11 protein-coding genes are annotated in these 13,493 nt (G+C 54.5%); 3 read left to right on the forward strand and 8 right to left on the reverse strand.

The genetic code is table 11. The features are described 5' to 3' along the window. Positions 1 to 80: 80 nt before the first annotated feature. On the forward strand, positions 81 to 1,838 hold the full coding sequence (locus ABLU96_RS19455) for a Lon protease family protein (protein ID WP_032749746.1): 1,758 nt from the start codon (positions 81 to 83) through the stop codon (positions 1,836 to 1,838). A gap of 69 nt (positions 1,839 to 1,907) precedes the next feature. Then, on the forward strand, positions 1,908 to 2,426 hold the full coding sequence (gene fabA, locus ABLU96_RS19460; RefSeq protein WP_004849514.1) for a bifunctional 3-hydroxydecanoyl-ACP dehydratase/trans-2-decenoyl-ACP isomerase: 519 nt from the start codon (positions 1,908 to 1,910) through the stop codon (positions 2,424 to 2,426). 64 nt (positions 2,427 to 2,490) lie between these two features. On the opposite strand, the gene rmf is transcribed toward fabA, so the two are convergent. From rmf to rlmKL, 6 genes are all read right to left on the reverse strand, one after another. Next, positions 2,491 to 2,658, reverse strand: a complete 168-nt coding sequence (gene rmf, locus ABLU96_RS19465; RefSeq protein WP_004100764.1) for a ribosome modulation factor — start codon at positions 2,656 to 2,658, stop codon at positions 2,491 to 2,493. A 255-nt stretch (positions 2,659 to 2,913) separates the two neighbouring features. Then, positions 2,914 to 3,477 (reverse strand): membrane integrity-associated transporter subunit PqiC, encoded by a 564-nt coding sequence (gene pqiC, locus ABLU96_RS19470; protein ID WP_233932896.1) that lies wholly within the window; start codon positions 3,475 to 3,477, stop codon positions 2,914 to 2,916. Beyond that, positions 3,477 to 5,114 carry an intermembrane transport protein PqiB gene (pqiB, locus tag ABLU96_RS19475; protein WP_014228660.1) on the reverse strand — a complete coding sequence of 546 codons (1,638 nt, stop codon included), beginning with the start codon at positions 5,112 to 5,114 and terminating at the stop codon, positions 3,477 to 3,479. The genes pqiC and pqiB overlap by 1 nt, the downstream gene beginning before the upstream one ends. After that, entirely contained in the window at positions 5,104 to 6,372 is a 1,269-nt protein-coding gene (gene pqiA, locus ABLU96_RS19480; protein WP_014228659.1) for a membrane integrity-associated transporter subunit PqiA, read from the reverse strand. Before pqiA ends, pqiB begins: the two co-directional genes overlap by 11 nt. Before the next feature lie 14 nt (positions 6,373 to 6,386). After that, the gene (locus ABLU96_RS19485; RefSeq protein WP_049082163.1) at positions 6,387 to 8,294 is read right to left on the reverse strand and encodes an ABC transporter ATP-binding protein; all 1,908 of its coding nucleotides are present in this window, start codon (positions 8,292 to 8,294) and stop codon (positions 6,387 to 6,389) included. 12 nt (positions 8,295 to 8,306) lie between these two features. After that, positions 8,307 to 10,412 (reverse strand): bifunctional 23S rRNA (guanine(2069)-N(7))-methyltransferase RlmK/23S rRNA (guanine(2445)-N(2))-methyltransferase RlmL, encoded by a 2,106-nt coding sequence (gene rlmKL / locus ABLU96_RS19490; protein WP_014228658.1) that lies wholly within the window; start codon positions 10,410 to 10,412, stop codon positions 8,307 to 8,309. 98 nt (positions 10,413 to 10,510) lie between these two features. Here rlmKL and ABLU96_RS19495 point away from each other — a divergent pair, with 98 nt between their 5' ends. Then, the gene (locus ABLU96_RS19495; RefSeq protein WP_064404621.1) at positions 10,511 to 11,620 is read left to right on the forward strand and encodes a YcbX family protein; all 1,110 of its coding nucleotides are present in this window, start codon (positions 10,511 to 10,513) and stop codon (positions 11,618 to 11,620) included. Here ABLU96_RS19495 and zapC read toward each other — a convergent pair. Both zapC and pyrD read right to left on the reverse strand, forming a co-directional pair. Next, complete coding sequence (zapC, locus tag ABLU96_RS19500) at positions 11,617 to 12,159, reverse strand: cell division protein ZapC (RefSeq protein ID WP_004849504.1); 543 nt, start codon at positions 12,157 to 12,159, stop codon at positions 11,617 to 11,619. The two genes, ABLU96_RS19495 and zapC, sit on opposite strands and share 4 nt — an antisense overlap. 168 nt (positions 12,160 to 12,327) lie before the next feature. Further along, positions 12,328 to 13,338, reverse strand: coding sequence for a quinone-dependent dihydroorotate dehydrogenase (gene pyrD, locus ABLU96_RS19505; protein ID WP_004130996.1), 1,011 nt, complete (start codon positions 13,336 to 13,338; stop codon positions 12,328 to 12,330). Positions 13,339 to 13,493 lie beyond the last annotated feature (155 nt).

Below are 13,493 nucleotides of genomic sequence, written 5' to 3' on the forward strand. Positions count from 1 at the left end.
GACAATCGCAATCCCTCGTGTGCTCGGACGCCGCATAATGTATAATCGCGCGTTTTACATCTGACTAAAAAACAGCGACTTTGACCATTACGAAACTTACCCGAAACGACCTCGCTCCTGATACGGAAAGTTATCAGGCGCTGTTTGCACAAGCCGACTTAGCTCACGCAGAGACATCGCTCTCAGGCGAACTGCAACCCCGACTCTTCTATGGCCTGGAGCAGCTCCTGGTCACTCCAGCCATTTCGCCGTTTATGCTGGTTAAAATTCCGGAAGAGCCGGAGTACCTGCAGTGGCTGGCTAACGAAACCCGTACTTTACACCAACCGGCACAAACGCTCTGTGGCGTTCGCTATCAGGTTGATGGCGGAAAAATCTCGCTCTCCCCGGCGCAAACGGCTGAAGATAATTTCGCCAGCGTTGCGCCGGTTGAAGCCGCGGACTGGATCGAAGCAGAGCAGCTTTTTGGCTGCGTGCGCCAGTTTAATGGTGAAATCACGTTACAACCCGGTCTGGTCCATCGCGCTAACGGCGGGGTATTAATTCTCTCCCTCCGTGCATTACTGGCACAGCCCCTGCTGTGGATGCGGCTAAAAAATATGGTAACCCGCCAGCGTTTTGACTGGTTATCATTCGATGAGTCCCGCCCTCTTCCGGTCAGCATTCCCTCTATGCCCCTGAGTTTGAAAGTTATCCTGGTCGGCGAGCGGGAATCTCTTGCTGATTTTCAGGAGATGGAACCCGAGCTTTCTGCGCAGGCTATCTACAGCGAATATGAAGATAATCTGCAAATCGCTGACGCCGATACGCTGAAGCAGTGGTGCCAGTGGGTCTGGCAAAATGCTCAGCTGCTCGAGCTCCCGGGGCTGTCAGCTAACGCCTGGCCGCTGCTGATCCAGGAAGGTGCGCGTTATACAGGCGATCAGGAAACCTTGCCGCTGTGCGTGCTCTGGATTGCTCGCCAGCTTCGCGAAGCCGCCGCGTTCTGTGAAGGTGAAGAGATTAGCGCTGAAGAGATGCAAACCATGCTGGAGCGTCGTTTGTGGCGCGAAGGCTACCTTGCTGAACGCATCCAGGATGAAATACTGCAGGAGCAAATCCTGATCGAGACCGAAGGCGAATGCGTCGGACAAATCAACGCACTCTCCGTCATTGAGTTTCCGGGCCATCCGCGTGCGTTTGGCGAGCCTTCACGTATTAGCTGCGTCGTACATATCGGCGACGGCGAATTTATTGACGTTGAGCGTAAGGCCGAGCTCGGTGGCAACATTCATGCAAAAGGCATGATGATCATGCAGGCGTTTCTGATGTCCGAGCTGGAGCTCGAACAACAGCTCCCCTTCACCGCCTCCCTGACCTTCGAGCAGTCCTACAGCGAAGTGGATGGCGATAGCGCCTCCATGGCCGAACTGTGCGCGCTGATCAGCTCGCTGGCCAATGTGCCGATTAATCAGAGCATCGCCATTACCGGTTCTGTCGATCAGTTTGGTCGCGTACAGCCGGTTGGCGGGCTTAACGAGAAAATTGAGGGCTTCTTTGCTATTTGCCAGCAGCGTGGGCTGACCGGTAAACAGGGAGTCATCATTCCCTCCGCCAACGTTCGTCACCTGAGCCTGGCGCAGGAACTGCAACAGGCCGTTGCGGATGAGCAGTTCTTTATCTGGGCAGTCGATGACGTGACGGAAGCGCTGCCCATTCTGACCCAGCTACTCTGGGACGGCGAAGGACAAACGTTACGGCAAACCATTCAGGAACGTATTGCGCAGGCGACACAGCAAGAGAGTCGTCATCGCTTTCCGTGGCCGCTACGCTGGTTAGGCGGTTCAGGTTCGAACTGATCGGACTTGTTCAGCGTACACGTGTTAGCTATCCTGCGTCCCGAACTCAAAATAAGGCTTACTGAAAACATGGTAGATAAACGCGAATCCTATACAAAAGAAGACCTTCTTGCCTCTGGTCGTGGTGAACTCTTTGGCGCCAAAGGCCCACAGCTGCCGGCGCCAAGTATGCTGATGATGGACCGCGTCATCAAAATGACCGAAACCGGTGGTAACTATGACAAAGGTTATGTTGAGGCAGAACTCGATATTAACCCGGACCTGTGGTTCTTCGGTTGCCATTTCATTGGTGACCCGGTGATGCCGGGCTGTCTGGGCCTAGATGCCATGTGGCAGCTGGTTGGCTTCTACCTGGGCTGGTTAGGCGGCGAAGGTAAAGGACGTGCATTAGGCGTGGGCGAAGTGAAGCTCACCGGCCAGATACTGCCAACGGCGAAGAAAGTGACCTACCGTATTCATTTCAAACGCGTGATAAACCGTCGTTTGATTATGGGGCTGGCGGATGGAGAAGTGCTGGTTGACGGTCGTTTGATTTACACCGCAACCGATCTGAAAGTGGGCCTGTTCCAGGACACTTCCGCGTTCTGATAAACATCACGCGTTAGAAAAGGCGAAGCCCCCGCGCAGCGGAGGCTTCTTTTTAAAGAGACAGTCAGGCAATTTGTACCCTGTCCTCCATGGCCTCTCGCCAGCCTCCTAGCCAATAAGACCTTTGGTTTAAGGTCTGGTAAGGACACATTTCCTTAGACCTTCCGGTAATACCGGCCTGGTACCCACGCTGATGTGCCCGCTCCAGGCGATCTCGTTTTTGTCTCTTCATGCCTCGTTTCCCTCATACTTTGATCTGGTGGAAAAGAAAACAATGGTCACTAAATACGCAACCACGGTTAACGAATACCGCGAATCGGGGATAGCGTCAATGCGCAAAATTCACGCCATTGTCATATTTGTGAGCTACATGAAACTTCGTTTGTACAAAAACTGTGAACCAGCACAAGTAACAAACTGATGAGACAAATAAAAAAGCCGCTGCGATTTTCACTGTCGCAGCGGCTTTTATTCTTATTAATTTTACTTATGGCAAGCGGTTAATCTCGCTGGCAATCGCCGTCGCTTCCTGGGTCCAGGCCTGCGCGAGCGTTTTCACCATCGCGTCGTAACCATCCTCTTGTTGCTTAAGCTCAATATGGAACGGCCGCTTAATCAGCTGCCCCTGATGCTTCAGCAGCCACTCGCCGCTAACGATGACCCGGCCATCGTAACGGCCGTAAAAACCGCTGACGGACACGTTCAGCGTATCCTGCTCGCTCCCCAGCGGTTGAGAGGCAACCACCCAACCCGGAAGCTGGTTGCTAAGGTTCGCCACCAGCGTCGTTTTCAGCTGTTGATCGAGCGGGCTCGCCCACAGATTGTTATTCGCAATCACATACTGAACATCGGTGGTCTGATAGACCACCCCGTTACCGGCAAGATAATCCGGAATGCTCACCTGCTCGACCCAAAGCAAGTTTTTGCTTTGGTGGGCGGCGCTTTGCGCGCCACCCTGCGCCACGGGAAGCTGATAGTAAGTTTTACTCTCACCGCCGCTGCTGCATGCCGTCAGCGCGCATACCGCCGCCGCTATTAGCCATTTCTTCATTATTTCGCTCCCTTCGGCTGCGGATCTTTTTTATCCTTCGCCTCAAATACCAGCGCATTGCTCTTATCATTGAGCGTTTTCAGTACCGGCTGCAGTTCACGAAGAACCTGATCGAGACGCTGCATATCCGCAACCATCTTATTGTATGCCGCAGATCCCGGCTGGAAGCCCTGCATACTACGATTAAGCTCGCGCAACGTATTCTGCATATCGCCCGGTAGCTGCTGCATCGACTGACTTGACGTTATCTTGTTCAGACTGTCCAGCGTCGCCTGTACGTGCTGCATCGTTTTTTCACTTTGCGCCAGCGTACTGGTTGCCTGCTCCAGCAGCGGGTTAATTGGCAGATTGTTAATTTTATCCAGCGCGTCCATCAGGCGCTGCTGGATCTGCGCCAGACCACCGCTCACGGTTGGAATAATCGGATAACCGCCAAACTCCTGCATCTTGCCGCGCGGAGGGGCTTTCGGGTAGAAGTCGAGATCGATATACAGCGCGCCGGTGACCAGGTTTCCGGTTTTAAGCGAACCGCGCAGCCCGCGATTCATTAGATCATCGATATGCTTACGAATGTCAGGATCGGCGCCTAACTGATTGATCAGACGTTCCGGCTCAATTCGCACTTCTACCGGGATACGGTAATCGTCGTTGATGTTCTGCTTCAGGCCTGGGATAAAGAACGGCACCTTGCCGACGGTCCCCAGACGGATACCGCGGAATTCAACCGGCGCGCCGGGCTGCAAACCGCGAATCGAATCTTTAAAGAACATCACGTAGTCAATATGCTGGGTAAACACCGAATCCTGGATGCTGCGTTGATCGTCAAACAGATGATATTCTGTTTTATTCGCCACCGGCTCACCTAACGGTAGCCCTTCGGGAATATCAAAGCTGACGCCGCCGCCAAACAGGGTCGACAGCGATCCCATCTCAACGCGCATACCCGCAGCGGTCAGATCCACCGCAATACCGCTATCTTTCCAGAAGCGCACGTTATTGGTCACCAACCGATCGTTAGGCGCGCTAATAAACAGCTGATAGGTAATATTGCGTTTTTGCGCATCGAAGGTGCTGGTTTCAACTGAACCTACGCGGTAGCCGCGGAAAAGCACCGGATCGCCGGGTGAAAGCTGCCCCGCTTTGCTGCTTTCCAGCAGAATGCGAATACCTTTAGCATCAGGGGAGGCCAGCGGCGGTGAATCCAGCAGCGGATACTGAGCAGGAACAGAGCCTTTGCTTCCCGGCTGCAGTTCGATATAGGCGCCGGATAACAGCGTTCCCAGACCGCTAATCCCTTCACGGCCGACCTGCGGTTTAACCACCCAAAAAACCGAATCCTGATGCAGCAGTTTTTCCATACCTGAATTCAGCCGCGCTTTAATCTCCACGTGGGTCAGGTCGTCCGTCAGCGTCGCGCTTTCAATCACGCCGACGTCAACGCTGCGGCTTTTTATCCGGGTTTTGCCCCCTTCAATACCTTCTGCGTTAGTGGTTATCAGGGTCACTTCCGGCCCCTGGTGGCTATAGTGATAAAAGAGAATCCATGCGCCAATCAGCGCCGTGACTATCGGGAAGATCCACACCGGTGACCAGTTCTTCACCTTTTGCACTTTCGCTTCTCCGCTCTTATTTTCCATGCTGCAGTCTTTCCTCATGGCTTGAATCTGGCTCACGATCCCACAATAAACGCGGGTCAAAGGTCATGGCCGAAAACATTGTCATTACTACGACCAGCGCAAACATCACTGCTCCTATCGCCGGATAGATATTCATTAATCCACCGATGCGAACCAGAGCGGAGAGGACTGCGATAACAAACACATCAATCATTGACCAGCGGCCAACAAACTCGACGACTTCATAAATCAGATGCATGCGCTCCGAGTCGCGCGCTCCCTTGCCGCTGGCGTTCCAGCATAGCCAGCCAATGGCGATCATTTTTAACGTCGGCACCATAATACTGGCAATAAAGATCACCATCGCCACCGGATACGATCCTTCGCTCCACAGCAGGATCACCCCCGCCATAATCGTGGAAGGCATTTTATCGCCCAGCAGGTCGGTAATCATGATCGGCAGAATATTGGCGGGCATATAGAGGATCAGCGAAGTCACCAACAGCGCAAGCGTCCACTGCAGGCTGTTTTTACGCCGGGCGGTTCCCCTTGTCCGACAGCGCGGACAAACGGCCTCATCGACGGGCAAAACCGCCGTGCAGCATGAGCACGAGCGTAGCCCCTGACGCAGGCCGGAGACGCCGACTTTCAGCGGCTGTGTAATCGCCGGCATTGGTGCAATATCATCCCATAACCAGCGGCGATCCACGCACTGGAACGTCCTCAGCTGTAACAGGCAGAACATACACCAGGGAACGAAGCTCAGGCCGATGCCGATATCGCCGTAGGCCATCAGCTTAACGAAACTGACCAGCACCCCGGCGAGAAAGATTTCCGCCATCCCCCAAGTTTTAAGGTGAAACAGGATCCGCGCCAGAAACGCCTTTAGCCCGGAAGGCATGCTCACCCGATTGACCAGCAGCAGTATGGTGACCAGGCAGAAAGCCGGCACCAGCTGGACGAAAAGTAAAAAGAAGGTACCGAGGCTGGCGTAATCCTCGCTAAACAGCACGTTCGGAATTTCCAGCAGCTCGATTTCGCTGCTGATCCCTCCAACCTTCATATAGATGAAGGGGAACAGATTGGCCAGCAGCAGCATGAACAACGCGACCAGCGCGTAGGCTGTGGGACGCTGCCGGGGCGCGTCCCATGACGTTGTCAATGTCGTTCCGCAACGCGGACACGTAGCTTTCTGGCGATGCTCCAGCTGCGGCAAAGCCACCAGCAGATCACATTGTCGACACAGGATATGCCGCGCAGCATGATGATGATCGCACATGAAAACTCCTCAGCTTATGCGCCGTTTTTTAAACCTTCGAGATATTCCCAGCGTTCGAAGGCGGTTTCCAGCGCCTGCTCCGCTTCACTCAGCTGTGCGAGCACCTGCTGCGTATGGTCATGCGACTGACCAAAGAAAGAAGGGTCGGCAACCTGCCCCTGCAAATTCTGCAGCTGGGCTTCCAGTTCTTCCAGTTTTTGCGGCAGCTGTTCCAGCTCGCGCTGCAGGTTATAGCTTAGTTTGCTGGCAGCGCGTTTGACACTTTCTGCTTTCGGTTGAGCAACTTCAACTGTCTTTTTAGAAACCGGCTGTTTTTTCGCCAGATACTGCGCCTGCTGACCGCGGGCGTCATGATAGCCGCCCACGTATTGGCCAATTTGCCCCGCGCCTTCGAAGATCCAACACTCCGTTACCGTGTTATCCACAAACTGACGGTCGTGGCTAACCAGCATCACGGTTCCCTGATAACCGTCGACAAGCTCTTCCAGCAGCTCCAGGGTTTCGACATCCAGATCGTTTGTCGGTTCATCGAGTATCAACAGGTTGCTGGGCTTGAGGAACAGGCGCGCCAGCAGCAGGCGGTTACGCTCCCCGCCCGACAGTGCCCGCACCGGCGTCATTGCGCGTTTCGGATGGAACATAAAGTCCTGCAGATAGCCCAGGACGTGGCGCGGCTTGCCGTTCACCATCACTTCCTGTTTACCTTCCGCGAGGTTGTCCATCACCGTTTTATCCGGATCAAGTTCCGCGCGGTGCTGGTCGAAGTAAGCCACTTCCAGCTTGGTACCCACATGAATACGTCCGCTATCCGCCTGCAGCTGACCGAGCATCAGCTTCAGCAGCGTAGTTTTGCCGCAGCCGTTCGGGCCAATCAGCGCAATTTTGTCGCCGCGCTGGATTTGGGCGGTGAAGTCTTTAACCAGCACCTTGCCATCAACCTGGTAGTTGACGTTCTCCATTTCGAACACAATCTTGCCCGAACGCGCGGCCTCTTCCACCTGCATCTTCGCGCTGCCCATCACTTCACGGCGCTCACCGCGCTCGCGGCGCATGGCTTTCAACGCCCGCACGCGCCCTTCGTTACGGGTGCGACGCGCTTTGATCCCCTGACGGATCCACACTTCTTCCTGCGCCAGCTTGCGATCGAACTCCGCGTTCTGTAACTCTTCCACGCGCAGCGCTTCTTCTTTATCCAGCAGATATTGATCGTAGTTCCCCGGATAGGTCACCAGCTTACCGCGATCGAGATCGACAATTCGCGTCGCCATGTTGCGAATAAAGGAACGGTCGTGCGAAATAAAAATAATGGTGCCTTTGAACATCTTCAGGAAACCTTCCAGCCAGTCGATAGTTTCAATATCGAGGTGGTTGGTCGGTTCATCGAGCAGCAGCACGCGCGGCCCGCTGACCAGCGCGCGGCCGAGGGCCGCTTTACGCAGCCAGCCGCCGGACAGCGAGGAAAGCTCGGCGTTAGGATCCAGATTCAGCTGTTCCAGCACTTCATTAATGCGGCTATCGAGCTGCCACAGCCCTAAATTATCCAGTTGTTCCTGAAGGCGCGCCAGTTCGTTCAGATTCTTGTCGCTCGGGTCGGTCATCACCAGCTGCGAAACATCGTGATAACCCTTGAGGTATGCCGCTTGTTCAGCAATACCTTCCGCCACAAAGTCATAGACGGTTCCGGTAACATTACGCGGCGGATCCTGCTGTAGACGCGCCACAACCAGATCCAGTTCATAGATAATGCGCCCGTCATCAAGACCCTGTTCACGATTGAGGATCTTCATCAGGGTCGATTTACCCGCACCGTTGCGCCCTACCAGGCAGACGCGTTCGTTATCTTCGATATGCAGTTCAGCATTATCCAGCAGCGGCGCATCGCTGAAAGAGAGCCAGGCGCCGTGCATACTAATTAAAGACATTCTTTATTCCTTTCAGGCTGCGGTAATCAGCCAGCAGTTGTGAATCTGACGGTTGCGGGCAAAATCCTGAGACAGCGTTTTTTGCGTAATCTCCTGCGCCTTCAGGCCCAGCTGCGCCAGCCCGTCATGATCCATACGGAAACCGCGTTTGTTGTTCGAGAACATAATCGTGCCGCCTTTACGCAGCAGACGTTTTAAATCGGTCATCAGGCGCAAATGGTCGCGCTGAACGTCAAACGCATCATCCATACGCTTGGAGTTGGAGAAGGTTGGCGGATCGATAAAGATCAGATCAAACTGTTCGGTGGTCTCCCGCAGCCAGCCCAACACATCAGCCTGCATCAGGCGATGCGCGCGGCCGGTTAAGCCATTGAGGCGCAGGTTACGTTCAGCCCATTCAAGATAGGTACGGGACATATCGACCGTCGTCGTGGAACGCGCGCCGCCAAGGCCGGCGTGGACGCTGGCGCTACCGGTGTAGGAGAAAAGGTTGAGGAAATCTTTGCCTTTGCTCATCTGGCCCAGCATGCGGCGAGCAATACGGTGGTCGAGGAACAGCCCGGTATCCAGGTAGTCGGTCAGGTTTACCCACAGACGTGCGTTATACTCCTGCACCTCAATGAACTCACCTTTTTCACCCATTTTCTGATACTGGTTTTTCCCTTTCTGCCGTTCGCGGGTTTTCAGCACCAGCTTGTTCGGCGCAATCCCCAGTACGGCAATGGTGGCGGCGATAATATCAAACAGGCGCTGGCGGGCCTTGTGCGCGTCAACGGTTTTCGGCGGCGCATACTCCTGCACCACCACCCAGTCGGCGTAGCGGTCGATAGCGACGTTGTACTCCGGGAGGTCGGCATCATACAGGCGATAGCATTCAATGCCTTCCTGACGCGCCCACTTCTCATATTTTTTCAGGTTCTTACGCAGACGGTTGGCGAAATCTTCCGCCAGCATCGCGGTTTTGCCGCCTTCGTTTTCTGCAAGATGATAGTTCTTCTGGACGCAGTCGAGCGGTCCATTTTTCGCTTTGAACTGCTTATCAGCGCGCAGCTGCAGGCAGCTCAGCAGATCCGGCGAGGCGCTAAACAGCGACAGGTTCCAGCCGCCAAACTGATTTTTCATGATCCGCCCCAGCAGGCTATGCAGGGCAATCAGCGCCGGTTCACTCTCCAGACGCTCGCCGTACGGCGGGTTGCTTATCACCGTGCCGTAAGGGCCCTTCGGCAGTGGGTTGCTAAGCTGGGCAACATCTTTCACTTCGAAGGTAATCAGTTCGCCAATACCGGCGCGGCGGGCGTTGCGCTGCGCGCGTTCGATGACGCGGGCGTCAACGTCGGAACCGTAAAAGCGCGACTCATACGCCGCCAGCCCCTGACGGGCGCGGGTTTGTGCTTCGGACTTCACCTCTTTCCAGATAGCATCGTCATGCTGCGCCCAGCCGCCGAAACCCCAATGGCCGCGGTGTAAACCCGGCGCACGATCGGTAGCAAGCATCGCCGCTTCAATCAGCAGCGTACCGGAGCCGCACATCGGATCGAGCAGCGGCGTACCGGCAGCCCAGCCGGAACGCATCACTATCGCCGCAGCCAGGTTTTCTTTGATTGGCGCCATACCGGTGCCGTCGCGGTAGCCGCGCAGGTGCAGCCCCTCGCCGCTAAGATCCAGGGAGATATGCGCGGTCTCTTTATTCAGCCAGACGTTAATACGCAGATCGGGATTTTCGCGATCGACGTTGGGACGCGGCAGATTCTTACGCGTAAAGCTGTCGACGATGGCATCTTTCACCTTCAACGCCCCGTACTGGCTATTGCGGATCTCTTCGTTCAGCCCGCTAAAGTGCACGGCAAAAGTGGCATCCTGAGTGAAAATCTCCGTCCATGGAATGGCCTGTACGCCAAGGTACAGATCCAGGTCGCTGTATACGCTGCACTGCCCCAGCGGCAGCATAATCCGCGAAGCCAGCCGGCTCCACATCAGGCTTTGATACAGCAGCCGCGTATCTCCCTGAAAATGGACCCCGCCCTGGACCAACTGGCAGTCCACCGCGCCCAGCCCTTCCAGTTCAGTTTTTAACAGCTCTTCCAGCCCACGAGCCGTACTGGCAAACAGAGAATTCATATCGTCACTTTTACTAAAAGAAAATTGGTGCGCATTATAGCCAATATGCGCCTCATGTCATAAAGTTAAAGGCTTATTTTTAAAGCCAGGGGCAGCGTATGGTAACCCTTTCGCGACTTTTCATTCATCCCGTCAAATCGATGCGGGGAATGGGGCTCAGCCACGCTTATGCAGACAGCAGCGGGCTGGCCTTCGATCGTATATTTATGGTGACGGAAACCGATGGCACCTTCATTACCGCCCGTCAGTTTCCGCAAATGGTCAAATTTATTCCCGCGCCGCTCCATGATGGTCTGCATCTGACCGCGCCGGACGGCAGCAGCGCGATGGTGCGCTTCAGCGATTTCTCCATACAGCAGGAGCCGACCGAAGTCTGGGGCAACCATTTTACCGCCCTGATTGCCCCGGACCGGGTGAACCAGTGGCTAAGCGGGTTCTTCAACCGCAGCGTTCAGCTCCGCTGGCTAGGGCCAGCGCTTAGCCGCAGGGTAAAACGTCACGATGCCGTCCCCCTCTCTTTTGCCGACGGTTTTCCCTATCTGCTGGCCAATGAAGCCTCGCTGCGCGATTTGCAAAATCGCTGTCCGGCCAGCGTAAGCATAGAACAATTTCGCCCAAATCTGCTGGTGACCGGCGCGGCCGCCTGGGAAGAAGATACGTGGAAAGTGGTGCGCATTGGCGAGGTCATTTTTGAAGTCGTCAAACCGTGCAGCCGCTGCGTATTGACCACCGTCAGCCCGGAGCGCGGGCAAAAGCATCCTTCCGGGGAGCCCTTAAGCACGCTGCAGCGTTTCCGCACAGCGCTGGATAACGGCGATGTCGATTTTGGCCAGAACCTGATCGCGCGAAATAGCGGCGTAATCCGCGTGGGCGATGCGTTAGAAGTGCTGGCCCGCGGCCCGGCGAAGGCCTACGGCGCAGGCGAGAGTGATGCTACGCCGGCACCTGAAGCGCAGGAGAACGCGACGGTAGAAATAGCGTGGCAGGGAGTGAGTTTTACCGGTAATAATCAGCAAATCTTGCTGGAGCAGCTGGAACAACAGGGAATTCGTATTCCTTACTCCTGCCGGGCTGGGATTTGCGGCAGCTGCCGCATCCGGCTGGAAGAAGGAGAAGTCAGCGCGCTGAAGAAAAACGCGGTCGCCGCAGATGGCACCATTTTATGCTGTAGCTGCGTGCCGAAAACCGCGGTGAGGCTGGCGCCTTAAACCGCCTGACCCAGGCTGTAGCTGGCGACGCCTGGCGCTGGCTGCAGCCTGTCGTTCATAATTTTAATCACGTCGCCGAGCTGCATCACCCGCCCGGCAAGCGTCAGACCGGGCTGGGCTAACAGGCACAGCGCGGCGTTTTCTCCGGGCTCAACCACCAGCAGATTCACCTGCTGGCCGGTATCGCTGAGCCATGCGCTGGCGGCATCGCCAACGCCGGGCTGCCAGCTCTCTTCATGCGTGTTGAAATGCCAGCTTTTCGGCATTTGCGGCTTGAGAAAACGAATCGCAACCAGCGCATTGAGTACTAATTCAGCGCGCTGTTCTTTTGATAATTCGAGATCGCGGCACTTTTCTTCAAATGAAAAATAGAGCGCTGCGTCATCAACGCAAAATCCGGAAGGCGCGAAGGCGTCGGGCGTCAACATGCGGCGAGCAAAACGCGATCTGAATAACATGCCATTAGCCAGATCGAGCATCATGCGGTCATGCTCTTCATCGTAATACCAGCGCCAGTTATCGTCAGGTTTGATCCGCATTTCTACCCCCGTCCTCTTCCACTTCCGTCTGTAATAAACAGGTAAACTGCTACAGAATATTTCAAAAATTAAGAAAAGACTAAAATGTCTAAATAAGCAACAATGAAGGAATATAAAACAACCAGGGCTATAAATAAAGCCCTGGTGGAGTATCAGAGGGGGAAAAGATTAGATATGGGTAACAATTTCTTTAATCAGCGGCGGGCCTTTAAAAATAAATCCGGAATAAATCTGCACCAGCGTCGCTCCGGCGGCTATCTTTTCCCGGGCGGCAATCACTGAGTCAATACCGCCGACTCCGATAATTGGCAGGCGGCCATTTAATTCCGCAGACAGCATGCGGATAATTTCCGTACTCTTCAGCTGCAATGGACGTCCGCTAAGGCCACCGGTTTCATCACAATGTTTCATCCCCTGCACCAGCGATCGATCCAGAGTGGTATTGGTGGCAATGACGCCATCTATATTATGCCGGACTAAACTGTCCGCTACCTGGATCAATTCTTCGACGGAAAGATCCGGAGCGATCTTTACGGCCACAGGAACATATTTTTGATGTTTCTCTTGTAGCTCGCGTTGCTTATTTTTAATACCAGAAAGCAAATCGTCCAGCGCATCTCCGTATTGTAAAGTACGCAAGCCTGGGGTATTCGGCGAGGAGATATTAATGGCGATATAGCCGGCATAAGCATAGATTTTTTCCATACAAATCAGATAATCATCTTTGCCTTGTTCTACCGGAGTATCTTTATTCTTGCCAATATTAATACCCAGAATGCCGTCAAAATGCGCCTTTTTTACGTTCTCCACGAGGTTATCAACACCGTGGTTATTAAAGCCCATGCGGTTGATCAAACCTTCGGCATCGACCAGGCGGAAGATCCTTGGCTTATCGTTGCCCGGCTGTGGACGCGGCGTCACGGTACCAATTTCAATGGAACCAAAACCCATCGCCCCGAGGGCATCAATGCACTCGCCGTTCTTATCCAGCCCGGCGGCCAGGCCCAGCGGGTTCTTAAATGTGAGCCCCATACAGGTTACCGGCTTTGTCGGTACCTTCTGGCGAACCAACATTTCCAGCGGGGTACCCGAAACACGGCGTAATTGTTGAAAAGTGACTTCATGAGCGCGCTCAGGATCGAGCTGAAAAAGGGCTTTACGAACGAAGGGGTAGTACATGAACTCTCCTGGATTCCCGGTGTGCAAACCGGGGGCGTATTATGTGCGATCCACCCCGGAAAGGGAATTGACCTACGACAAAAAATCTTACCTCCGACGCAAACGTTTACTTTTCTCCCGCTCGTTATGCACTTTCTGACAATCCAACGCCGGAT

It is taken from the genome of Klebsiella sp. CN_Kp106, assembly GCF_040064575.1.
Taxonomy (GTDB): domain Bacteria; phylum Pseudomonadota; class Gammaproteobacteria; order Enterobacterales; family Enterobacteriaceae; genus Klebsiella; species Klebsiella michiganensis.

Bases quoted from the DNA above. Each gene is read 5' to 3' on its own strand.
- pqiA (WP_014228659.1), bottom strand. From the start codon at position 6,372: ATGTGCGATCATCATCATGCTGCGCGGCATATCCTGTGTCGACAATGT.
- rmf (WP_004100764.1), bottom strand. From the start codon at position 2,658: ATGAAGAGACAAAAACGAGATCGCCTGGAGCGGGCACATCAGCGTGGG.
- pqiB (WP_014228660.1), bottom strand. From the start codon at position 5,114: ATGGAAAATAAGAGCGGAGAAGCGAAAGTGCAAAAGGTGAAGAACTGG.
- fabA (WP_004849514.1), top strand. From the start codon at position 1,908: ATGGTAGATAAACGCGAATCCTATACAAAAGAAGACCTTCTTGCCTCT.
- ABLU96_RS19495 (WP_064404621.1), top strand. From the start codon at position 10,511: ATGGTAACCCTTTCGCGACTTTTCATTCATCCCGTCAAATCGATGCGG.
- pqiC (WP_233932896.1), bottom strand. From the start codon at position 3,477: ATGAAGAAATGGCTAATAGCGGCGGCGGTATGCGCGCTGACGGCATGC.
- zapC (WP_004849504.1), bottom strand. From the start codon at position 12,159: ATGCGGATCAAACCTGACGATAACTGGCGCTGGTATTACGATGAAGAG.
- rlmKL (WP_014228658.1), bottom strand. From the start codon at position 10,412: ATGAATTCTCTGTTTGCCAGTACGGCTCGTGGGCTGGAAGAGCTGTTA.
- pyrD (WP_004130996.1), bottom strand. From the start codon at position 13,338: ATGTACTACCCCTTCGTTCGTAAAGCCCTTTTTCAGCTCGATCCTGAG.
- ABLU96_RS19485 (WP_049082163.1), bottom strand. From the start codon at position 8,294: ATGTCTTTAATTAGTATGCACGGCGCCTGGCTCTCTTTCAGCGATGCG.